We start from the raw sequence: 21,941 nt of genomic DNA on the forward strand, positions 1-21,941 counted from the left end.
TCTGCCTGCGGTAACGACGGCATCGCAAGTGGGTGCCGACCGGTTCCCGTCAGGGTTGATGGGAGATGGCAGGTTGCGAAAGCCACTTTCGCAACGTTGAAGGTTGCGAAAGTGGCTTTCGCAACCTCAGCCGAGGCGGGAAGTGCGAGTGGCCGGTCGCGGATCAGGAGATGCGCTGCGGGACGTCCCACGGGTTGTCGTCCCGCAGCGGTTCCGGCAGCAGGTGCGACGGCCAGTCCTGATAGGACACCGGCCGCAGGAAACGGTCCACCGCCGCGGTCCCGACCGAGGTCGACGCCGGTGACGTCGTCGCCGGGAACGGTCCACCGTGCTGCATCGCGGCGGTCACCGCGACCCCGGTCGGCCAGCCTCCCCACAGGATCCGCCCGCTGCGGTCGGCCAGTACCGGGCGCAGCGCCTCGACGTCGGGGGCCTCTTCGGGGAGGGCGTGCACGGTCGTCGTGAGCTGACCGGGCAGGGCCGCCAGCACTGGCAGGACGTCGGAAACGCGCGTGTACCGCACCACCACGCCCAGCGGGCCGAAGCACTCTTCAGCCGCTTCCGGCACGAAGTCCTCCAGGGTGACTTCGAGGAGTTGGGCGCCGGCTCCCCGGACGACCTCGCGCATGCCGGGGATCGCGGCCAGCCGTGCCGCGCCGGTCTGGAAACCTGACGCGATGCGGTCGTTCAGGAACGGCGCGGCCGGGACCTCGCGTAACCGGTCGGCCACGAGATCCACGAACGGGCTTTCCGACGGCACGAACACCAGACCGGGATTCGTGCAGAACTGGCCGTTGCCCAGCGTCAGCGAACCGGCGTAGCCCGCCGCCAGTTCCTCCGCCTGCGTCCGTGCCGCGCCGGGCAGGACGATCACCGGGTTGACGCTGCCGAGCTCTCCGTGGAATGGGATCGGGACCGGCCGCTCGGCCGCGATCCGCGCCAGCGCGAGCCCACCCGGCACCGATCCGGTGAACGCGGCGGCCGCGATCGCCGGATGACGCAGTGCCTCCACGCCTGCGGCTTCCCCTTCGACGAGGCCCAGGAGCGCGCCCCAGCGGCCGAGGGCTTCCACGACGACCGATGCCGTTCTGCGGGACAACTCCGGATGTCCGGGATGGGCCTTGACCACCACCGGGCATCCGGCCACCCACGCCGACGCGGTGTCCCCGCCCGCCACGCTGAACGCGAACGGGAAGTTGCTCGCGGCGAACACCAGGACCGGGCCGACCGCGGTGCGGTACCGGCGCAGCTCCGGCCGGGGGCCGGGCGGCCACGACGGATCGGGCCGGTCGATCCGGACGTCGTAGTACGAGCCGCTTTCGACCGCGAGCAGCCGCAGCTGGAACGTTGTGCGGGCCAGCTCGCCGGTCAGCCGCTTCGTCCCCAGCCGGGTCTCGGCGTCGGCGATCTCGATCAGGGACGGACCGGCCGCGTCGAGCGCGTCGGCCACGCCGGTGATCACCTCCGCGCGCGTCCGCGGCGAGACGGCGGCCCATGCACCGGCGATCTCCGCCGCACTCTCGATCTGCTTCATGCTTCCTTCCTCTCCGGGTTCTCCACCGAGTTCCGGAATCCGAACAGCGCGTACACCACCAAGCCGAGCACCATCCGGGCAGCGCCGGGCTGAAGGGGACTTTCCCCGCATGCCACGCGGTGAAGGGCGCTTTACCTGCGTCCTATGCGGGGAAAGCGTCCTTCAGCCTCGTCAGAGGACGAAGCCCGCGGGGAACGGATCGTCCGGGTCGAGCAGGTAGGTGGCGTTGCCGGTGATCCAGGCACGCCCGGAGAACTCCGGCACCACGGCGGGAACGCCTCCGACGGTGGTCTCGGCGACGAGTTCGCCGGTGAACGTGGTGCCGATGAACGAGCTGTTCTCGAACGGCGTGTGCAGCGGCAGCTCGCCGCGGGCGTGGAGCTGGGCCATCCGCGCCGAAGTACCGGTGCCGCAGGGCGACCGGTCGAACCAGCCCGGATGGATCGCCATCGCGTTCTGCGAAGCACGGGCATCCGACCCCGGAGCGAGGAACTGGACGTGCTTGCAGCCGCCGATCAGCGGATCGGCGGGATGCTTCGGCGGCCGCTGGTCGTTGATCGCCGCCATGATGTCCAGCCCCGCGGCGAGGATCCGGTCCTTCTCCGCCCGGTCGAACGGGATGTCCACTCGGGACAGTTCGAGGATGGCGTAGAAGTTTCCCCCGTACGCCAGGTCGTAACGCACCTCGCCGAGGCCGGGCACTTCGACGACGGCGTCCCGCTCGGCGAGGAAGGACGCGACGTTGCGGAGCTTGACGCGGACCGCGCGGCCGTCCCGGACCTCGACCTCGGCGTGCACGAGCCCGGCCGGGGTGTCCAGGCGTACGACGGTCTTCGGTTCGATCACCTCGACCATGCCGGTCTCCACCAGCACGGTCGCCACGCCGATCGTGCCGTGCCCGCACATCGGCAGGCAGCCGGACACCTCGATGTACACCACGCCCCAGTCTGCGTCCGGCCGGGCGGGCGGCTGCAGGATCGCGCCGCTCATCGCCGAGTGGCCGCGCGGCTCGTTCATCAGGAACTGCCGCAGGTGGTCCATGTGCTCCATGAAGTACCGGCGGCGTTCGGCCATCGTGTCGCCGGGGATGACGCCGATCCCACCGGTCACCACCCGGGTCGGCATGCCCTCGGTATGCGAGTCGACGGCGGTGATCGACCGGATCGACCGCACCTACTCCACCCCCAGCGAGGCGAGCGCGCGGCGCATGTCGGCGGTGACCTGCTCGCGGTGTTCCCCGGTCAGCTGCCCCCGCGGCGGACGGCACGGCCCGCCGTAGCGGCCGACGAGGTCCATCCCGAGCTTGATCGCCTGGACGAACTCGGTGCGCGAGTCCCAGCGGAACGCGGCCACCAGCGGTTCGTAGAGCGCCCTGGCTTCTTCGAGTTTGCCGGACCGCGCCAGGTCGAACAGGCGCACCGACTCGGCGGGGAACACGTTGGGGAAGCCCGCGAACCACCCTGTCGCGCCCATCAGCAGGCTTTCCAGCACGACGTCGTCGGCGCCGCTGATCACGTCCAGGCCCGGTGCCTGCTCGCGGATCTCCAGCACCCGCCGGACGTCGCCGGAGAACTCCTTGACCGCGACCACGTTGTCGATCCGCGCGATCTCGGCGAGCAGGGCGGGCGTGAGGTCGACCTTGGTGTCGATGGGGTTGTTGTAGACCATCACCGGCAGCCCGACCGACGCCACCGCTTCGAAATGCGCGAGCACCTCGCCGCGGTTCGCCCGGTACATAGTGGGTGGCAGGCACAGCAGGCCGTCGGCGCCGTCCTCGGCGGCGACCTCGGCCCAGTACTTGGCCTGGTGCGATCCGGGGCCGTGCACGCCGACGACCACGATCCCGTCGTCACCGACGGTTTCGATCGCGGTACGGGCGACGCGACGGCGTTCCTCGTCGGTCAGCGACGAGTATTCGCCGAGCGAACCGTTCGGGCCGACGCCCCGGCAGCCGTTGTCGACCAGCCACCGGCAGTGCGCGGCGTAGGCGTCGTAGTCCACGGCCAGCCCGGCGGGGGCCGTCGCGTCCGCCCGGTACGGGAGGGCGGTCGCGACGACGACGCCACCGAGGTCGGGGGTGCTCATTCAGGGTCTCCTTCGGTTCGGGCGGCGAGTTCGCCCAGCCGGATCGGCTGGACGATCGGGCGGTGGTGCCGTTCGGCGCCACCGCAGAGTTCGGACACGGTCGGACCGCAGATGCGGCCCTGGCACGGGCCGAGGCCGGCCCGGGTGCCGAGTTTCAGTGCGTGCGGGCCGGGACAGACCGTGTCCTCGGCCGCGCGCGTCAGTTCGCCGTACGTGGTTTCCTCGCAGCGGCAGACGATGGTGTCTTCGCGCAGCCAGCTTCGCCAGGCCGCGCCGATCGGGTGGGCCGTGGCGAGACGTTCGGCGAAAGTAAGCGCGCGATCTCGCGCACGGATCAGCGCCGGGGCGGGCTTTCCGCCCGCGGCGACGCATCCCGCCACCGCGCCCTCGGCCGCGGCGGTGACCGCGCCGCCGATCCCGGTGATCTCTCCCGCGGCGAAGACACCGTCCACTGTGGTCCGTTGCGCGGCGTCGACCCGCACGAAACCGCCGTCCAGGACGCAGCCCGCGGCGACGGCCAGCTCCGGCTGCGGGACGAAGCCGTGCCCGACACAGACCGCGTCGACCTCGTAGGTCCGCTCGGTGCCGGGGACGATCGACCAGTCGGCGCGGACCCGCGCGGTCACGACCTCGCGGACGCGGTCCGCCCCGCGTGCCTCGATCACGGCCTGTCCCAGCCGATACGGGACCCGGTGCCGGGCCAGCGTCGCGGCATATCGAGCCAACTCGCCGGCCTTCCCGGCGTGGGCGGCCAGGCGCCACGGACGCGACGACCATCCTTTCCGGACGGTCGATATGGGATTGGCCTCCAGGACCGCGACCACCTCGGCTCCGACGCCCAGCAACGATTCCGCGACCGGCAACAGGAACAGCCCGGCCCCGGCGACGAGGACCCGCTCGCCGATCGCGACCCGCTCCCCCTTCGCCAGCGCCTGTGCCGCGCCCGCGGTGTACACGCCGGGCAGTTCCCAGCCGGGGAACGGCAGGGTGCGGTCGTACGCGCCGGTCGCCAGGATCAGCGCGTCCGGGACGAGGGTCAGCCGTCGCCGTCCGGCTCCGTCGGCCTGTCCTCTCAGGACATGCACCGTCTTCTCCGCGCAGTCGAACGCCCACACGGTGGAGCCGGGCCACCACCGGCACCGCGGATGAGCGAGCACCCGGCGCCGCCGGTCGAACTCCGCCCGGCCGTGCTGGACCCGCTCCGGGCGCCGCGCCGCGTATGCCTCGGGAAGCATTCGGTGGTACTGGCCCCCGGGAGTGTCCGCCTGGTCCAGCACCGTGACCCGCGCACCGCCCCGCAGCGCGTGTTCGGCCGCCGCGAGCCCGGCGGGCCCGGCGCCGACGATCACCACGTTCACGCCGTCTCCTCCCGTGACTGGGTGCGGATTTCGTCCCCGTCGGCGGCCGGACGGCGGCACGCGCGGACGTCGGGCACGTCGTTCACCGTGAGCAGGCAGTCGAAACACGCGCCGATACCGCAGAACACGCCACGCGGCGCGCCGGACCGCGTGGTACGCCAGGAGGTCCGGCCTGCGGCGAGCAGGATTCCCGCCACGCTCTGCCCGGCGATCCCGGTCAGGGTCTCGCCGTCGACGGTGATCCGGATCGGCCGGTCGGTGCGGCCTGCCGGATCGCGATCGCGCGGCAGCAGCCATCCGCTCATGCGGCCACCTCCGCCAGGACGGCCGGACGGTCCACAGTGAACTCTTCGACCGGCATCGCGGGCTCCGTCCCGGTGAGCAGTTCGCGCAGCAACCGCGCGGTGCCGACGCTCAGCCCGATCCCGGCGCCCTCGTGCCCGGTGGCGTGCCAGAGATTCCGCAGCCGCGGATCCTCGCCGAGCACCGGGAGGTGATCATCGACGTACGGTCGGAAGCCGCCGTACGCTCGCATGATCGCGACGTCGGCGAGCGCCGGGAACAGCCGCAGTGCCTTGACCGCGATGGCGCTCAGCACGTCCGGGCGGATCGCGTCGTCGAAATCCACCCGGCGGCGTGACGAGCCGATCAGCACGGTGCCGCCCCAGGTCGACTCGACGACGGCGGAGGTCTGCAAGGCACTCGAATCGGCGCCGACCGCGCCGACGTAATCGGCGTCGTAGACCTTGTGCCGCACGACACCGGGCATCGGGGTGGTCACCAGTACCTCACCCCGGCGGGGGCGGACCGCGATCGGGGAGCCGAGACGCGCCGACACCTGACCGGCCCAAGGACCCGCGGCGTTCACGACGACGTCGGCCTCGATGACCTCACCGGGCACGCGGACGCCGGTGATCCGTCCGTTGTGGACGGTCGCGCCGACGACCTCGGCGTCGGAGCGCAATCGCGCACCGTGGCGCAGCGCGGAGCCCAGCAGGGCCAGCGCCGCGCCCGCGGGCTGGACTTGTGCGTCCTCCGGGTAGTGGAACGCCGCGGTCACCTCGCGGGTCAGCGCGGGTTCCGCTTCGGCGAGTTCCTTGGGGGACAACGGTTCCGCGCGGACACCGGTCTGCGACGCGGCGAACGTGGCGAGAGCGCGCGCTCCGTCGTCCGTGGTGGCGACGACGATGCCGCCCTTGGGGTCGTATTCGATCGCCGAAGCGGCACGGGCGTCCTCGTCGGCGATCTCGGCGACGACTTGGGGCCACAACGCGGTCGAAAGCTTCGCGAGTTCGAGTTCCGCGCCGGGCCCCTTGTCGGAAACGAGGATGTTGCCCTCGCCGTGCGACGTGGTTCCCCCAGCGGGACGGCCGCGATCCACGACCACGACGTCGAAGCCCGCCCGGCTCAGCTCACGGGCGCACGCGGCGCCGACGATGCCCGCGCCGAGAACGACCACGCGTGTTCGGTTCATCGACCCTCCAGCGTTCGGTAAAGCGAACGATCGGAGAGTAGGTTCCTCCCCGGAGAGGTGTCAATACCTCGGGCTCGGTCAGCCCTTCAGCACCGGATGCGGCCTGCCGTCGAGGCGTTCGTCGGCGCGGTACTGCAGCAGCAGGACCGAGTGCACCGGCCCCTCCGACGCGGTGTAGCAATGCGGCTCCCGAGCGTCGAAGGCGACGTAATCGCCCGGGCCGACCTCGACGCTGCGGCCCGCCACCTCGACCAGCAGCGATCCGGTCTGCACGATGGTGTGCTCGACCCCGACGTGCCCCTGCGAACGCTGTGGCGCGTCGCCGCGCACCACCTGGTCGTACACCTCGAAGACGCCGTCACCGGTCTCGATCCGCCGCAACGGGCGAAGATCCACTCCCTCGCCGCTGAGCACCTCGACGTCGGCGCCGCGCACCACGGTGAGCGCACCGCCCGCCCGATGATCGAGCAGGTCCGAGATCGCCACTTCCAGCACCCTGGACAGGCTGAAGACGGTCTCGATGGTCGGATTTCCGCCGCCGGACTCCAGTTGCGACAGCGTCGCCTTGCCGATGCCCGACCGCCGCGAGAGCTCCGACAGCGAGATACCCCTCGCCGCCCTGGCCGCGCGCAGGTTGACCGCCAGCATGTCCCGGATCGAGGGCGTCTCGTCCTCCACCGCTTCTCCCCTGTCGTTCGTCAAACCGTACGACCGGATGGGCGAATCGTTCGCTTTGCCGATCGAGTTCGCGGACATCATGACACGCCCCGCGACGGGGAGGGCATAGCCGCGACCGATGGGGCGGCGCGATGGTGGGCCGCGCGGACCGCGATGAAACTCCATCACCAACCGGTGTGTCACCGTCGACACAGGGTCACGGGCGCACCGTCGTTTCCTTCCAGCGAGGAGATTCCCGTGCAGCTGATCCGCAGATCCGCAGGCCGACGACTTCGGGCGTTCGGCGCGGTGCTCATCACGACCCTCGGGCTGACCGCGGCCGTGGCCACCACGCCGGCGACGGCGGCCGCGAACGCCTGTCTCACCGGCACACTCGTCTTCGACCACCTCGACGCCGAGGCCGGGACGAGCAAACCGCTGCGCACACAGGTGGCCCGGAACGCGAACTGGGAACTGTGGGGCCGAACCGGTTCCGGCGCGACGACCCGGCTCGCGGCGGGTATCACCGGCGCGTCCGACGGCCGGTTCGCCGCCTGCCACACCGTGTCACTCGCCGAGGCGTACGTGCGGTTCCGGTCGAGCAGCACCGCGATGTGGCGCGTCGTCAAGGCCGCGAACAACACCACCGACTACACGTTCGACTCGGCACGCCGCACCAACGTGTCCGGCACTCTCGACCTCGGCACGGTGAAGGTGCCGTCGACGCTGCAGCGGGCGTGGAAGGTCGTGGACACGCTCAACGTCCTCTACTGGAAGCGCGCCAACCCGGCTTCGTCGTGCTGGACGGCCAGGCAGACCGACGGGCGCTGCGACCAGATCACCTTCGTCTGGGATCCGAAGGTCGCCGACGGCGGCTACTGGGACTACCCGAACACGAACTACGTCTTCCTCGGCGCGACGATGCCCGACTCGAAGCACCTCATCCTCCACGAGGCCGGGCACTGGCTGCAGTGGCAGCTCTACGGCCGCGGGTTCCCCGTGGTCGACGGCTGCAACCCGCACTACATCGAGAAGCACAGCTCGAAATCGTGCGCGTGGACCGAAGGCTTCGCCGACGCCGTCGCCGCCTACGCACTCGGTGACTACCGCTACGTCTACGACAACGGCAGCTCGTACAGCTTCGAGAACGACGCTTCGACGCCCGGCTGGGACAAGGGCGACACCGTGCAGGGGCGGGTCGGCTCGTCGCTGCTGGACCTGTGGGCGCCGGACGGCCCGGACGGCGGGAACTGGAACCGCACGATCGCGCTGATGACCCGGCACTTCAGCCAGGACTTCCGCGAGTACTTCACCGTGGACCGGCCCGCCGCGGGCCTGTCCACGACCGGTGCCGCCGAGCGGATCCTCGACGGGCACACCATCTGGTACTGACGGGGCTGAAGGGGCCACCCAAGGTCCGTGAAGGCCTCCTTCACTACCTTGAGGGTAGGCAAAGAGGCCTTCACTACCTTCGGGGGGCCACGTTCGCCCCACATGCACCATCAGTCACAGCGATTGCGCGTGAAGGGCCCCTTTTATGGACCGGGTGAGCAAGGGGGCACCGGGTACCGAGCCCGGCACAGCGGGTCGTGAGTGGCGATGAGGGTTATCGAGGGGTAGCTCAAAGGTGGCGTGTTGCGAAAGCCACTTTCGCAACCTCTAGCGTTGCGAAAGTGGCTTTCGCAACGTCGGTGGCGTGAACGGTCGGGGGGCGATCGTGGCGGGAGGTGCCGGTGCTCTCGGGTGTGTCGCGAAAGCCACTTTCGCGACGTCTGACGTCCCGAAAGTGGCTTTCGCGACGCGAGCACCGGGGCACCGGCTTCGAGGGAGGTGCCGACCACGACACGTTTACCTTGCCCCTCAATAGAACGCGCTACCACACACGACCCCCGCGCAAAGTCCCCGAAATGGACACTACCGCCCGACGCGCGTCCCTTGTGGACGGTCAAGAGCGTACTTGGCGACCTACTCCACCACTGACAAGTCTCACGCCTGCCTTACCCCTCTCCGTCCTTCAGCCCCTGGCTGCCTGGACCCAGGCGGTGATCTCGTCGGCGGTCGAGGGAAAACCGCCGGAGAGCAGGTCGTACCCCGATCCGGTGACCACGACGTCGTCCTCGATCCGGACGCCGAGGCCGCGCAGCTCCGGCGGCACGGTGCGGTCGCCGGCGTGGAAGTACAGGCCCGGCTCCACCGCCAGCGCCATCCCCTCGGCGAGCGTGCCCTCGCGGTACGTGGACGGGTGGGCGGCGGCGCAGTCGTGGACGTCCAGCCCGAGAAAATGGCCGGTACCGCAGACGATGTACCGCCGATGCTGCTGCCCGTCCGGCGACAGCGCTTCGTCCACCGACACCGGGAGCAGGCCCCAATCGTGCAGCCCCTCCGCGAGCACACGCAGCGCCGTCGCCTGGAACGCGCCGTAGTCCTGGCCGGGACGGACTTCGCCCAGCGCCGCGACGTGCGCCTTGTGCACGAGATCGTAGACGTCGCGCTGCGCCTTCGTGAACTCCCCGCCGACCGGGAAGGTGCGGGTGATGTCCGCCGTGTACAAGGAATCCACCTCGACGCCGGCGTCCAGCAGCAGGAGGCTGTCCTCGGTCACCTGCCCGTCGCAGCGCGTCCAGTGCAGGATCGGCGCGTGCGGCCCGGCCGCCACGATCGAGGTGTAGCCGGGGCCGGTGCCCTCGGTGCGGGCACGGCGGTCGAAGGTGCCCTGAAGCCAGCGTTCCCCGCCACCGCGGACCGCCTCCGGAAGCGCGGCCAGCACGTCGGCGAACCCGAGGGCCGTGGCGTCGACGGCGTCACGCAACTGGCCGATCTCCCAGTCGTCCTTGATCCGGCGGAGCTCCGCGAGGACGGTCCGGAGCCGTTCGCTGTGGCCGAAGCCGTACGCGTCGAGCGCGGGATCGACCCCGGCACCGACCAGGAAGCTCGGATTCCGTCCGCGCAAGCCGTGCGGGAGGTCCTCCAGCGGACGGCACTCGATGCCGAGCGTGCGCTCGTACGCGGCCGGTCCGGCGGCGGAGCCGACCCACAGCGGGCTGGTGTCGGCGTCGCCCACGAAGTCGGGCTCGTGCGCCTCGGCCGGTCGCGGGACGTACAGCGTGGCGTGGTGACTGTCCCCCGTCGGGGTCATCACGAGGATCGCGCCCTCACGTTGGCACCCGGTGAGCCAGACGAAATCGCTGTCGGCGCGGAAGCCGTGGAAGGTGTCGTTGGACCGCACCACGGCGCGGCCCGCCGCGAGCGCGATCCGCTGGCCGGGCAGTTCCGCCGACAGCCTGCCTCGATGGGCGGCGGCCGCCTCGGCGGTGCCCGGCGGTACGTCGACGGTGTCGTCGGCGGGCTCCCAGCCGTCGCTGATCCAGTTCCGGAACCCTTTGGCGGCCAGCAGCGCGCGCAGATCCGGCCGGGTTCGGTCGCCGGTCATCGGCTCCCCTTTCAGGTAGTCACGGTTCTGGCCGCACCTTCGCACCGCGAAGGGCCGGACCGTAATGACCGGCGGCGATAGACTCCGCCTATGGCCCTGGAGATCCGGCACCTGCGGGCGATCTGCGCCATCGCCGAAGCGGGCAGCCTCTCGCAGGCGGCCGCCGCGCTGGGCATGTCCCAGCCGTCGCTGACCTCGCTGCTCCAGCGGCTCGAACGGCAGATCGGCGCGCCGCTGTTCGTCCGCAGCCACACCGGCGTGACCCCGACCCCGGTCGGCGAGCAGACGTTGCGCCGGGCGCTGACCCTGCTCGTGGAGTTCGACCGGTTCGAAAGCGATCTCCTCGGCGCGCTCGGCGACGGCCCGATCCGGCTCGGATCGTCCCAAATGGACTGTCTGCCCACCTTCGTCGAACGGCTGGACGACGCGCTGCCGGGACTGGACGTGACCGTCCACGTGGAACCCTCCAGCGCGGTGCTGGCGCAGGCGCTGGCCCGCGCGACCCTCGACATCGCCGTCATCGCCATGTCGGACGACCAGGAAGTGCCGCTGGCGAAGCACCTCGGGCACCGGGTGCTGTTCTCCTGGGTGCCCGTGTTCATCGGCCTCCCCGCCAAGCACCGGCTCGCCGGCGGGTTCGAGGTCGACCTCGCCGACCTCGCCGACGAAGCGTGGATCGGGCCGCCCGGCCCCGAGGACGGCTCGCTGACGTCTCTGCGCGCGGCGACGCACCGCGCCGGGTTCACGCCGCGGATCCGGTTCGAATGCCCCAACGGCGGCGGGCGGCACCTGATCGCCGCCGGTCAGGCGGTGCAGCTCGTCGAACCCACCGCACCCGAACTGCCCGGGATGGTCGTCCGGCCGCTGAAGGGCGACCCCATGCGGATGCGGCTCGTGCTGGCCTGGCGCAAGGAACGGCTGACGTGGGACCAGGCGGAAAACGTGTACCGCGCGGTGATGACGTCGTACACGCGGCACGCGATGGCGTCGACCCCGTTCCGGACCTGGTGGGAGCGGCGGCGGAGTTCCCAGTCGTGGGACGGGCTGGTGGACTTCTTCCGCGGTCCGTGAGTGCGTCTCTGTAACCCGATCCCGTCTCGCCGCGATTGACCCCGTACCGAGCGAACGGAGACGGGGGATGATGCCGCAACGCCTGTGGCTGGGTCTGGCGGTCGTCTACACGTGCACGGCCGTGGTCCAGCTCTACCTTCTCGCCAGCACCGGCGCCGTCTGGGCCGGGACACTCACCGCGGCCGGCTTCGCGGCGGCACTCCTGTGCCTTCTCGCCGCCTGGAGGTCATCGAAACGAGAACGGTGCGGCACAAAGGAAATCGACTCACACCGACCCTAACGGCCGGGGTAAGGGACGGCCCACGGCTCCTCATCGAGGGCGACGCCGTTGGCGACGGTGGCGATCGTCCGGTACCAGCCCGCCAGCACAAGGAACTCCAAGAGCTCCGGCGCCGGAAAGTGCTCAGCGAGCGCGGCCCACGTCACACCGGAAACCGTTGCGGTGTCGTGGAGTTCGTCGACGGCCCGGATCAGCGCGCGGTGCCGGTCGGACCAGACGGGATGCCGGGAGTCGCCGGACACGGTCGCTTCGAGCTGTTCCGGTGTCAGGCCGACCACCGGTGCGAAAACCGCGGCGTGGACACCCCATTCGTAGCGGCATCCGCAGCGAGCGGTCACCCGCGCGATCACGATTTCCCGGTCCAGTGCGGGCAGTTCGCCGTGCGCGAGCAGGCCGGCGCCCAGTACGCGCATCCGCGAAGCCAGCTCGGGATGAAGCTGCAGCAAGCGGAACAGCGCCAGCGGCTCGTGCGCCACACCCGGCGGCATCCATTTGCCAAGAGCCTTTTCGACGTCGGCCTCGTACGGCGGGGCGAGCGGCGCGATCCGTGCCATGACCATCTCCAGTGTGCTTCGATTTCAGAACCACTATGCTGCTTCGAAAGTCGAAGCACAAGGGGGTGGCATGCCGGACGATCCGATCCCGCGGCCGGGACGGCCGGTCCGCGGCTCCGAAACCGGGCGTCCGCTCATGGCCGCGCTCGATCTGCTGGGCCGCCGGTGGACCCTGCGGGTGATCTGGGAACTGCGCCAGGGCGACGTCGGCTTCCGCGAACTGCGGCGCCGCTGCGAACACATGTCGTCGAGCGTGCTCGCCACCCGCCTCGGCGAGCTCACCGAGGCCCGCATCGTCGAGACCGGCGGGGAAGGTTACCGCCTGACACCTTTGGGCGAACGACTCCTCGACGCCTTGCACCCGCTCGAAAAATGGGGCCTCGCCTGGGAAAAGGCGCTACGTGAGTGACCATTCACGATCAGGTATCCCACCGTTCACCGCATCCGGCCTTGCCAGCTGCGGTGAGCGGCGTACGGTGAGAAGTACGTGAGGTTGAGTCCACCAGCCCGCGCGAACGACCCGCATGTCCGCGGCCCCAGCACTTGTCACAGGGCGACGCGGCGGCGAGTTGACTTGCGCAGCCGTTGTGCAGGCTTACCCGTTGTCCGTCTCGTCCCGGCTATCCGGGAGACAGCACCATGACCGAACGTATTCCTTTCACGCGGAGCAGCCGCGACGGCCCCGTCTTCCGCGCCGTCGCCAGGCCCGCCGTTCCGCGGCAACGTCCCTCGGCCGAGAACCTGTTGCGGGTGAAGCGGATCCGGTGGCACGAAGACCTGCTCGTCGTCGCCGCGGCCGGGGAGATCGATCTCGCCACCGCGGGACGGCTGGAACGCGCGCTGCGAGGCAGGCTCCCGGCCGCGACGGTGCTCGACCTCACCGAGGTCGGCTTCCTCGGCGTCGCCGGGTTACGGGTCATCGAATCCGCCGCGGCCCGCGCCCGCTCGGAACGCCGCACGACCGGGGTGGTCGCGGACGCCCGGCCGGTACTGCGCCTGCTGCACCTGTTCGGTGTCGACAGCCATATCCCCGTGTACCGGCACCTCGACCACGCGATCCTCGAAGTGCCGAACCGCTGAGCCGCCGGCCGCTCAGGATCCGGCGAGCGGCAGGAGCGTGGACAGGCCCGTCTTCGAGGCCAGCCGCCGGATCGTGGGCGACGGCAGGAAACTCAGGTCGACCCCCTGGGTGCTGCACCGGTCGTTGATCCTGACCAGGGTCGCCAAACCGGTGGAATCGCAGAACTCCACGCCTTCGAGGTCGACGACGAGCCTGCCCGGCGCGGGCTCCAGCGCGTCCTCGAAGGACTCCTTGAGATCTTCGGAGGTCGTCAGATCGATCTCCCCCGCCACCGCGATGACGACCTCGGCGCCATCGGGTCTGGCGACGGTCACCGAGAACGGAACCTCCCGGTCTTCGCCGTCTCCGCTCGTCACCGTCATCCACCCCTCACGCTCGGTTCCCGACTGTCTCCGAACATATCGGATGACGGCGCCCGCTCGCCCGGTCCTCGTGTCCCGATCCCCGCGGTGCCTTAACCTTGTCGATGGATCCGGCGGTCGTGGACCGCGGCGGACGACGAGGAGACGCTTCGTGATGCCGATCGACGAGCCGGTGCGCGACGGCACCGACGAGCTGGTCCTCGAGGTCGCCGCCGTCGCCGCCCAGGCGGCCGCGTTGCGGGACGTCCTGGCGAAATGGGCCCTCCAACGGGGTCTTCCCCGTGAACTGGCCGAGGATCTCAAGCTCACCGCCTACGAAGCGATGACGAACGTCGTCAAGCACGCTTACCCGGACGGCACCGACGACAACGTCATGAAGGTGACCGCCGCCCACGACGACGGTCACGTCAGGATCAGCGTCGCCGACGAGGGCCGCTGGCGCGACGGACCCCGTCCGGACGGCGGACGCGGCTTGCCGATCATCCGCGCCTTCGCCCCGGAGGCCTCGGTGACGAGCACGCTGACCGGGACCGTCGTCCGGCTCGCCTGGCCCTGCCCGTCCGCCTGACGGCGAAGTCGCGCCCCCGGAGCAGTACCAGGCGTCTTTACGGCCGTCGCACCGCGTGCGCGGCCCAGCGCCCGTTGATGCGGTGGACCTCGACGTCCCGTTCGTAACAGGCGGAGAGCCCTTCGCCGGTGAGGACCTCGTCGATCGGCCCCGCTCCGGTGACCCTGCCGCGGCGCACCATCAGGGCGTGTGTGGCCGTCGCCGGGATCTCCTCCAGGTGGTGCGTCACGGTGACCGTCGCCAGCTCCGGCTGGGCCAACGTCAGGTTCTCCAGCGCCATCAGGAGATCCTCGCGGCCGGGCAGGTCGAGACCGGCGAACGGCTCGTCCAGCAGGAGCAGCAGCGGGTCGGCCATGAGCGCCCTGGCGAGCCGGACCCGGGCGCGCTCGCCCTGGGAGCAGACGCGCACCGGCCGGTCGCGCAGTTCGGCGCAGCCGACCAGTTCGAGCAGTTTCGACGCCCTGTCCCGGATCGCGTCGTCGTAGCGGTCCCACAGCGGCAGCACGCTTCCGCTGAACCCGGTGAGCACCACGGTGTGCGCGTCGTGGTTCTCCGCGTCCGGCAGCCGCTGGTTCGCCCCGACGAAACCGATGTGCGTCCGCACGTCACGCAGGTCGACCGCGCCCATGCGGTGACCGAGCACGACGGCCGTCCCCGCGCTGGGGAACCGCTGGGTCGAGGCCACCGAAAGGATGGTCGACTTCCCGGCCCCGTTGCGGCCGAGGACGACCCACCGCTGGCCGTAATCCACTCGCCAGCCGACGTCCGACACCAGCGGCACGCGACCGACGTGGACCTCGACCCCGGAAAGCTCCACCGCCGGTCCGTCGAGGTTCGGCTGCACGAAGACGGGCTTGTTCACGCGGTTCATGATCGCAGGACGCACGGCCCGGGCACGTCCGGGGTCCGATCATCGGATGACGTCGTAGACCAGCTTCTGGACACCGTTGCCGTAGGCCTCGCTCTCGACGAGCTTGAGGTTCTGCTTGTCCTTGTCGGTGTCGCCGAACAGCTTCTTGCCCGCGCCGAGCAGCACCGGGAACAGCAGCAGGTGGTAGCGATCGATCAGGCCGGCGTCGGCGAGGTTCCGGTTCAATTCCGCGCTGCCGTGGACGATGATCGGCCCGCCCTCGGTCTCCTTGAGCTTCGCGACGTCGTCGAGCGAACGCAGGATCGTGGTCTCGCCCCAGTTGCCGGCGAGGTCCTCGTCCCGCAGCGTGGTCGAGACGACGTACTTCGGCATCGCGTTGTACCCGGCGAATTCCTCGGTCATCCCGGGCCACACCGGCGCGAACGCCTGGTAGCTGACCCGGCCCATCAGCATCGCGGTCGCCTCGCCCTGCTCACGCCCCTTGAGCTCGTAGGCCGCTTCGTCGAACTCGATACCGTCGAAGGTCCAGCCGGAGTTGCGGTAGCCCGGTTCCCCGCCGGGCCCTTCGACGACGCCGTCGAGCGAGACGAACGCGGTGGTGATCAGGGTGCGCATCTGGTTTCTCCTTGGGTTGTTCGAACCGCTTTCGACACTGCGTCGACCGGGGGACGACGGATTCGACACCGCGCCGGAAAAAAGTTTCAGCCTTCCGCGTCGCGCACGAGCAAGGCGATCTGCACCCGGTTCTCGACGCCGAGTTTCGCGAGCATGCTGCTGGTGTGCGCCTTCACCGTGGCGACGGTGATGTCCAGCCTCCGCGCGACATCGGTGTTGGACAGTCCTTCGGCGATGGCGTTCGCGGTCTCGCGCTCGCGGTCGGTCAGCGTCGCCAGCAACCCGCGAGCGGTTTCCCGGGACTCCCGGCGCGCGTCGGACGAGTGCGGCCCGGTGGCCGCGGCGATCAGCCGGGACGTCGCGGCGGGCGAGAGCGCGGGTTCCCCGGTCGCGACCGTCCGGATCGCCGCGAGGATCCGGGGAGGCGGCGTGTCCTTGAGGAGGAACCCGAGCGCGCCGACGCGCAGCGCGCCCAGCACCATCTCGTCGGAGTCGAACGTCGTGAGCACCAGGACGCTGGGCGGTTCCGGGAGCCGGAGGATCTCCTCGGTCGCGCTGAGGCCGTCGCGCCCGGGCATCCGGACGTCCATCAGGACGACGTCGGGCCGCTGCTGCCCCACCACCTTCACCGCCGCGTCGCCGTCGGCGGCCTCCCCGACCACCACGAGGTCGGGTTCGCCGTCGACGATGAGCCGCAGCGCCATCCGCACCAGGTGCTCGTCGTCGACGAGGACGACCCGCACGTTGCCCATTCACTCGCTCCCTTCGCGGACCGGCCACGGCAGCCGCGCGGCGAGGACGAACCCGCCGCCCGGTTCCGCGTGGTGGTCCAGCTCGCCGCCTGCCAAGCCGACCCGCTCGGAGAGGCCGAGCAGCCCGAAACCCGAGGCGGGCGGCCCCGCGACCGCCCGCGCCGCACCGGAATCCCGGATCGTCGCCCGCACGCCGTCCCCCGCTTCCCCCTCGACGGTGACGGCCACTTTCGCACCCGGGGCGTGTTTGCCCGCGTTGGTCAGGCCTTCCTGAACGACCCGGTAGACGGTCCTCGCGATCGCGTCGGGCGGCTCGCCCGAGATCGTGGTCGTCAAGGTGACGTCCAGCCCCAGCGCCCGCGCGTCCGCGACCAGCGCCGGCAGGTCGGCGAGCGAAGGTTGCGGTGGTTCCAGCCCCTCCGGGCTCGCCCGCAGCACACCGAGGACGTCCCGTAACTCCTCAAGCGCCTGGTGGGAGCCGTCGGCGATCCCGCGGGCCAGCTCCGCGACCTGGTCGGCGGGCAGATCCGGACGATGCCCCAGCACCCCGGCCTGCATCGCGACCAGCGAGACCCGGTGCGCGAGGACGTCGTGCATCTCGCGGGCGATCCGGTGCCGCTCCATGATCCGCGCCTCGGCCGCCCGCGCGGCCTGCTCCCGCTCCGCGCTCTCCACCCGTTCCCGCAGGGAGCGGACCTCCTCCCGGCGCGCTCCGATCGCGGCGCCCACGGCCACCACGATGCCCACCATCAAGGTGGGGAGGCTGATCAGCAGCCAAAGCGGTCCGGGCGCCTCGCGCTGCGGGTAGAGGTCGGCGATCAGCACCGCCGTGACCACCGACAACACCGCCGCGACCGCCGTTTCGACCGGCCGCCGCCTGGTGGCCAGCGAACAGAGCGCCAGCAACGACGCACCGGCCGCCAGTACCGACGCCGTCGAGGCCAGGATCACCGCGATCGTGATCACGACCGGGAAGCGACGGCGCCACAGCAGGGCGATCAGACAGGCGAGCGCGAGCAGCGGATCGCCGGTGATCAGCCAGTCGGCCCTGGCGCCCACCGGCAGTTGCGCCGCCGTGACGAGCCAGAGCAGCACGCCCATTCCGGCCGCGGCGAGCAGGCGCCAGGCCTCACCCCACACGCGAAGGGGCGGCTGGGCGCCGGCGTCGGTGATCACCGGCCCATCATGGTCGACCCGCGCGCGGCGGCGCAGCCGGACACAGGACGACCCGGGGCTCGACTTTGGTCGGACGCGAAGCGCGACGCGCTGCCGATGTGCGCCCGGCCCGGCGGCGGCGATGCTGGGACCCGACCGTTGACCAGGAGGTAGGAAGCATGACCAAGGGCGGCTATCTGGGGCTGCAGATCGTCGGGATGGTGGCCGTCGCCGTCTTCGCGCAGGCCGCCATCCGCAGCCTCTTCGATCATTCCGCGACCCAGTTGTGGGGCGCGTTCGACTGGGTACCCGGCGACTGGGGCGGCAGGTTGCTCGTGTTCCTGCTGCTCGCGGCCACCGGAACGGTGCTGGCGGGCTGGGCGCATGATCGCGGGAAGCGAGTGTCCCGCTAGCAGGACGCCGGTCCGCTAGGATCCGCAGCCGGGCGATTTCCGTCTACATCGGACGGAACTCGCGGGTCTGGTCGATGGCGGGAGAATGCATGGCGGACGGAGTTGGCTCACTCGCGGGGTGGTCTGCCGATCCCACCGAAGTGACCAGCTACGTGGGCCGCGACGCCGAGACCGGAGAAGCGCGGCGCCTGCTGGAAGCGTCGTCGCTGGTCACGCTGACCGGGCCGGGCGGCGTGGGCAAGACGCGGCTGGCGTGGCGGGTCGCCGCGGCCCACCGTGAAGCCACCGCCGACGAGGTCGTGTTCGTGTCGCTGGCCGAGCTGCGTGAACCGGCGTTGCTCGTGCCGACCGTGGCGAACGTCCTCGGTTTCGGCGACCGCTCGGCGAAACCGGCCATCGAGGTGGTCGTCGAGGCGCTTCAGGCGAGCCGGTTGCTGCTGGTGCTGGACAACTGTGAGCATCTGGTCGACAGCTGTGCCTGGTTCGCCGACACCGTCGTCCGGGCCTGCCCCCAGGTGACCGTGCTGGCCACGAGCAGGCAGTCGCTCGGGGTGGCGGGCGAACGTGTCCTGCCGGTGCCGCCGCTGGCGATCCCGGACCAGGGCGACTCCTTCGAACGCGTGATGAACGACGAGTCCGTGCGGCTGTTCGTGGACCGGGCGACCGCGGTAGCGCCGTCGTTCCGGCTCACCGACGAGGACATCGAACCGCTGATCCGGCTGTGCCGCAGGCTGGACGGGCTGCCGCTGGCCATCGAACTGGCGGCCGTCCGCGCGCGGGCGTTGTCCCTGCGCCAGCTGGCCGACCGCCTCGACCGGCAGTTCTCCGTGCTCACGAAGGACCGGCGCGGACGGCCGGAACGGCACGAGACCATGCGGGCCCTGATCGACTGGAGCCACGATCTGTGCACCGGGCCCGAACGGCTGCTGTGGGCACGCGCGTCGGTGTTCTCCGGCAGCTTCGACCTCGACGCCGCCGAACAGGTCTGTTCCGGCGGCGAACTGCCGCGCGAACGGGTCCTCGAAGTCGTCGACGGACTGCTCGACAAGTCCATCCTGCTGCGCGAGGAATACCCCGGCGGTGTGCGGTACCGGATGCTGGAGTCGGTGCGCGAGTACGGCGTCGACCGGCTCACCGAGACGGGCGGGACGGCGGAGTTCCGGAAACGGCATCGGGACTGGTTCGCCGAACTCGCCGGCCGGTACGCCACCGAATGGCTGGAGACCGATCAGCTCGCCTGGATCGGACGGCTCCGTCGCGAACACCCGAACCTTCGTGTCGCCCTCGACTACTGCACCGGTGATCCCGAAGACGCGAGCATCGGGCTGCGGATGGTGCGCGACGTCAAGGAGTTCTGGATCGTCCGCGGGCTGAACACCGAAGCCCGGATGTGGGTCCGCCGTCTCGACGAAGCCGCGGCGCCCGGGGTACCGGAACGGGCACACGTGCTGTGGCTCTCCGGTTTCCTGGCGCTGGTGCAGGGGGACCTGCCCGCGCACCGCTGCATGCTGGAGAAGGCCGCCGCCGAAGCCGAGACCGGCGGCGACGAACTCGCCGCCGCGTACGTGCTCCACGTCCGCGCCTACGCCGCGCTGATCGGCAACGACATGGCCGAGGCGTCACGCCTGTTCGGCACGGCCATCGACCTGTTCCGCGCCCACGGCGACGACGGCGCGGACCTCTGGGCGAGCTACAACCACGGGCTGGCCATCTGGCTGAACGGCGACATCGACCGCGGCCGGGCGGTGCTCGCGGAAGCCGTCGAACGGTGTGAGCGGCAGGGCGAGGTCTTCTGGCGGGGCTGGGCGCTGTGGTCGCGTGCCGCCGCCGAGTACCTCCAAGGTGATCTCGCGGTGGCGAGCCGCTGCTGCGAGCAGGTCCTGCGCCTGCACGCCAGGGTGGACGACCGCGTGGTCGTCGGGTTCACGCTCACCGTGCTGGCGGGCTGCGCCGCCCGCACCGGACGGCCCAACCGGGCGGCGATCCTGCAGGGCGCCGCGATGAACGTCTGGCGCACGGTGGGCGCGTGGCCGACGCGGTACGAGGCGTTCACCGAGCCGTTGCAGGCCGACACCGAGGCCGTGACGGCCGCGCTGGGCTGGGAGGTCGCGATCAAGGAGTTCACCGACGGCGCCGCGATGCCCATCGCCGACGCCATCGCGTACGCCCTCGAAGAACGGTCCCCCGAGCCGCGGAAGCAGACCGCGGGGGTGCTCACGAAACGCGAGACCGAGATCGCGCACGTGATCGCCGAAGGGCTGACGAACCAGGAGATCGCCGACCGGCTCGGCATCGCCCGGCGGACGGTGGACACCCATATCGACCACATCCTCACCAAACTCGGCTACTCCAACCGCGTCCAGGTCGCCACGTGGGTGACCCGGACCGCGGAATCCGCCTGACGCTCAAGCCACCCTCATCGGGGTCGCCTGCCGTCCCGGTTCGGGCGTGAGGAGCTCCGCGCGCAGGGCGATCCTCAGGTCCAGCCGCGCCTCCGGGTCGTCGAGCCGGGCGCCGAACAGGACCCGGAGACGGCGCAGGCGGTTGCGGACCGTCTGCGGGTGGACGCCGAGATTGTCCGCGATCTCGGGTGCCCCGCCGCGGGCCGACAGCATGGCGTCGAGGGTTTCGGCGAGTTTGGCGCGCTCGTTCGCGGGCAGGCCGTCGATCGGGGCGAGGCTGCGCGTGACGAGCGCGGTGGTCAGCACCTCGTCGGCGAAAAGCCAGTGCGTGGTCAGGTGGTCCGACCAGCGCACGAGCGGGCCGTCCTCGATCACCTCACGCCGGACCAGCTCGAGGGTCCGGCGCGCCCACCGCAGGGACACCGCGGCTTCGGCCGGTGCCACCGCGGGCCCGACCGCCGCCCGCGTCCCCGCCAGTACGCCGCCGATCTCGACGTCGTCCGGCACGAGCAGGTGCGGGTACTCGCCGGTGAGGTCGGCCAGCACCTCCGGGCCGAACGAGGCGCGGACCGCGCCGGGCTCCGCGGCGACCGCGACCACCCTGGCGGGCGGTACCCAGCCCGCCTCCGCCGCGAGGCCCGCCCATTTCGACGGCGGGCGGCCGCTCAAGATCTCCTTCAGCAGGTCTTGCCGCACTTCGGCGATCGAAGGCGTGTGCGCCGCGCGGTAGGCGGTGGTGGACAGCCGGATCAGGACGTCCGCGCAGCGGAGCAGGGCCTCCACCCCGGTGTCCATCAGGGCCGACCCGGCCCCGGGCTGCCGCGACAGCGAGGCCAACGCGGGCAGGGCACAACGGCCCGCCGAGTGGTAGGCGCGCGAGAGCCGCTCCAGGTCCTTGCCCGCCGCGTACTCCGCGACGCCGACCTGGCGGAAGGCGTCCGCACCGGCCGCGATGCCCAGATTCATCCCGTCGTGTTCCAGTACCGAGGCGACGAACTCCGTGGCGCGCGCGTCGAACAGCGGCGCGTGCTCGGGCAAGGCGTGCCGGATCCCGTCGACGACCACGCGGGCGATCACGAGGGCGGCGGTGCGGGCTGGGGCGTGGGACGCGGTCAGGGTCATCATCGACCTCCGGAGCAGCGGGAATCGTCGGGGTCGCCGAGTCTGCTACTCCGGAGTAGCGGGGCACATCGGGTGAATTACGTACTCGCGCTTCTCCGGCCTACGCATCACCCGTTCGTGGTGGCTGAAGGGGACTTTCACCGCATGCGATGCGACG

22 protein-coding genes are annotated in these 21,941 nt (G+C 70.9%); 7 read left to right on the forward strand and 15 right to left on the reverse strand.

The genetic code is table 11. The features are described 5' to 3' along the window. Positions 1–163: 163 nt before the first annotated feature. From DMH01_RS18850 to DMH01_RS18880, 7 genes are all read right to left on the reverse strand, one after another. Positions 164–1,534 (reverse strand): aldehyde dehydrogenase (NADP(+)), encoded by a 1,371-nt coding sequence (locus DMH01_RS18850; protein WP_125678458.1) that lies wholly within the window; start codon positions 1,532–1,534, stop codon positions 164–166. A 171-nt stretch (positions 1,535–1,705) separates the two neighbouring features. Beyond that, complete coding sequence (locus DMH01_RS18855; protein ID WP_125678460.1) at positions 1,706–2,707, reverse strand: proline racemase family protein; 1,002 nt, start codon at positions 2,705–2,707, stop codon at positions 1,706–1,708. Continuing rightward, positions 2,708–3,619 (reverse strand): dihydrodipicolinate synthase family protein, encoded by a 912-nt coding sequence (locus DMH01_RS18860; RefSeq protein ID WP_125678462.1) that lies wholly within the window; start codon positions 3,617–3,619, stop codon positions 2,708–2,710. Then, complete coding sequence (locus DMH01_RS18865; RefSeq protein WP_125678464.1) at positions 3,616–4,977, reverse strand: NAD(P)/FAD-dependent oxidoreductase; 1,362 nt, start codon at positions 4,975–4,977, stop codon at positions 3,616–3,618. The genes DMH01_RS18860 and DMH01_RS18865 overlap by 4 nt, the downstream gene beginning before the upstream one ends. Next, entirely contained in the window at positions 4,974–5,282 is a 309-nt protein-coding gene (locus DMH01_RS18870; RefSeq protein WP_125678466.1) for a (2Fe-2S)-binding protein, read from the reverse strand. Before DMH01_RS18870 ends, DMH01_RS18865 begins: the two co-directional genes overlap by 4 nt. Further along, a complete protein-coding gene (locus DMH01_RS18875; RefSeq protein ID WP_125678468.1) occupies positions 5,279–6,451 on the reverse strand; it encodes an FAD-binding oxidoreductase in 1,173 nt (390 codons plus the stop codon). The genes DMH01_RS18870 and DMH01_RS18875 overlap by 4 nt, the downstream gene beginning before the upstream one ends. 78 nt (positions 6,452–6,529) lie before the next feature. Further along, positions 6,530–7,129, reverse strand: a complete 600-nt coding sequence (locus DMH01_RS18880; protein WP_199745533.1) for an XRE family transcriptional regulator — start codon at positions 7,127–7,129, stop codon at positions 6,530–6,532. A gap of 237 nt (positions 7,130–7,366) precedes the next feature. Here DMH01_RS18880 and DMH01_RS18885 point away from each other — a divergent pair, with 237 nt between their 5' ends. After that, entirely contained in the window at positions 7,367–8,500 is a 1,134-nt protein-coding gene (locus DMH01_RS18885; protein WP_125678470.1) for a metalloprotease, read from the forward strand. A gap of 622 nt (positions 8,501–9,122) precedes the next feature. Here DMH01_RS18885 and DMH01_RS18890 read toward each other — a convergent pair. After that, entirely contained in the window at positions 9,123–10,538 is a 1,416-nt protein-coding gene (locus DMH01_RS18890; protein ID WP_125678472.1) for an aminopeptidase P family protein, read from the reverse strand. Between the two features lie 90 nt (positions 10,539–10,628). Between DMH01_RS18890 and DMH01_RS18895 the strand changes: the two genes are divergently transcribed. Further along, a complete protein-coding gene (locus DMH01_RS18895; RefSeq protein ID WP_125678474.1) occupies positions 10,629–11,609 on the forward strand; it encodes a LysR family transcriptional regulator in 981 nt (326 codons plus the stop codon). 276 nt (positions 11,610–11,885) lie between these two features. Here DMH01_RS18895 and DMH01_RS18905 read toward each other — a convergent pair whose 3' ends face one another. Further along, the gene (locus tag DMH01_RS18905; RefSeq protein ID WP_125678478.1) at positions 11,886–12,443 is read right to left on the reverse strand and encodes a carboxymuconolactone decarboxylase family protein; all 558 of its coding nucleotides are present in this window, start codon (positions 12,441–12,443) and stop codon (positions 11,886–11,888) included. Between the two features lie 70 nt (positions 12,444–12,513). Between DMH01_RS18905 and DMH01_RS18910 the strand changes: the two genes are divergently transcribed. Both DMH01_RS18910 and DMH01_RS18915 read left to right on the forward strand, forming a co-directional pair. Further along, positions 12,514–12,852 carry a helix-turn-helix domain-containing protein gene (locus tag DMH01_RS18910; RefSeq protein ID WP_125678480.1) on the forward strand — a complete coding sequence of 113 codons (339 nt, stop codon included), beginning with the start codon at positions 12,514–12,516 and terminating at the stop codon, positions 12,850–12,852. Between the two features lie 230 nt (positions 12,853–13,082). Next, positions 13,083–13,523 (forward strand): STAS domain-containing protein, encoded by a 441-nt coding sequence (locus tag DMH01_RS18915; protein ID WP_125678482.1) that lies wholly within the window; start codon positions 13,083–13,085, stop codon positions 13,521–13,523. A 12-nt stretch (positions 13,524–13,535) separates the two neighbouring features. On the opposite strand, the gene DMH01_RS18920 is transcribed toward DMH01_RS18915, so the two are convergent. Continuing rightward, positions 13,536–13,886, reverse strand: coding sequence for an STAS domain-containing protein (locus DMH01_RS18920; protein WP_125678484.1), 351 nt, complete (start codon positions 13,884–13,886; stop codon positions 13,536–13,538). A 154-nt stretch (positions 13,887–14,040) separates the two neighbouring features. Here DMH01_RS18920 and DMH01_RS18925 point away from each other — a divergent pair, with 154 nt between their 5' ends. Continuing rightward, positions 14,041–14,454 carry an ATP-binding protein gene (locus tag DMH01_RS18925; protein WP_125678486.1) on the forward strand — a complete coding sequence of 138 codons (414 nt, stop codon included), beginning with the start codon at positions 14,041–14,043 and terminating at the stop codon, positions 14,452–14,454. A 37-nt stretch (positions 14,455–14,491) separates the two neighbouring features. On the opposite strand, the gene DMH01_RS18930 is transcribed toward DMH01_RS18925, so the two are convergent. The 4 genes from DMH01_RS18930 to DMH01_RS18945 all read right to left on the reverse strand — a co-directional run bounded on the left by DMH01_RS18930 (position 14,492) and on the right by DMH01_RS18945 (position 17,868). Further along, the gene (locus tag DMH01_RS18930; RefSeq protein WP_125678488.1) at positions 14,492–15,325 is read right to left on the reverse strand and encodes an ABC transporter ATP-binding protein; all 834 of its coding nucleotides are present in this window, start codon (positions 15,323–15,325) and stop codon (positions 14,492–14,494) included. A 39-nt stretch (positions 15,326–15,364) separates the two neighbouring features. Further along, positions 15,365–15,940, reverse strand: a complete 576-nt coding sequence (locus DMH01_RS18935; protein WP_125678490.1) for a dihydrofolate reductase family protein — start codon at positions 15,938–15,940, stop codon at positions 15,365–15,367. Positions 15,941–16,026: 86 nt separating this feature from the next. After that, positions 16,027–16,692 (reverse strand): response regulator transcription factor, encoded by a 666-nt coding sequence (locus DMH01_RS18940; RefSeq protein ID WP_125678492.1) that lies wholly within the window; start codon positions 16,690–16,692, stop codon positions 16,027–16,029. Further along, the gene (locus tag DMH01_RS18945; protein WP_199745535.1) at positions 16,693–17,868 is read right to left on the reverse strand and encodes a sensor histidine kinase; all 1,176 of its coding nucleotides are present in this window, start codon (positions 17,866–17,868) and stop codon (positions 16,693–16,695) included. It lies immediately after the preceding gene. Positions 17,869–18,026: 158 nt separating this feature from the next. On the opposite strand from DMH01_RS18945, the gene DMH01_RS18950 reads away from it, so the two are divergent. Together DMH01_RS18950 and DMH01_RS18955 are read left to right on the forward strand one after the other, a co-directional pair. Then, the gene (locus DMH01_RS18950) at positions 18,027–18,260 is read left to right on the forward strand and encodes a hypothetical protein (protein WP_125678494.1); all 234 of its coding nucleotides are present in this window, start codon (positions 18,027–18,029) and stop codon (positions 18,258–18,260) included. Positions 18,261–18,349: 89 nt separating this feature from the next. Beyond that, entirely contained in the window at positions 18,350–20,662 is a 2,313-nt protein-coding gene (locus DMH01_RS18955) for a LuxR C-terminal-related transcriptional regulator (protein WP_125678496.1), read from the forward strand. A gap of 3 nt (positions 20,663–20,665) precedes the next feature. Here DMH01_RS18955 and DMH01_RS18960 read toward each other — a convergent pair whose 3' ends face one another. Further along, positions 20,666–21,787, reverse strand: a complete 1,122-nt coding sequence (locus DMH01_RS18960; RefSeq protein WP_233621589.1) for a helix-turn-helix domain-containing protein — start codon at positions 21,785–21,787, stop codon at positions 20,666–20,668. Positions 21,788–21,941: the final 154 nt, after the last annotated feature.

This window comes from Amycolatopsis sp. WAC 04182 (assembly GCF_003947465.1).
In the GTDB taxonomy this organism is placed as follows: Bacteria; Actinomycetota; Actinomycetes; order Mycobacteriales; family Pseudonocardiaceae; genus Amycolatopsis.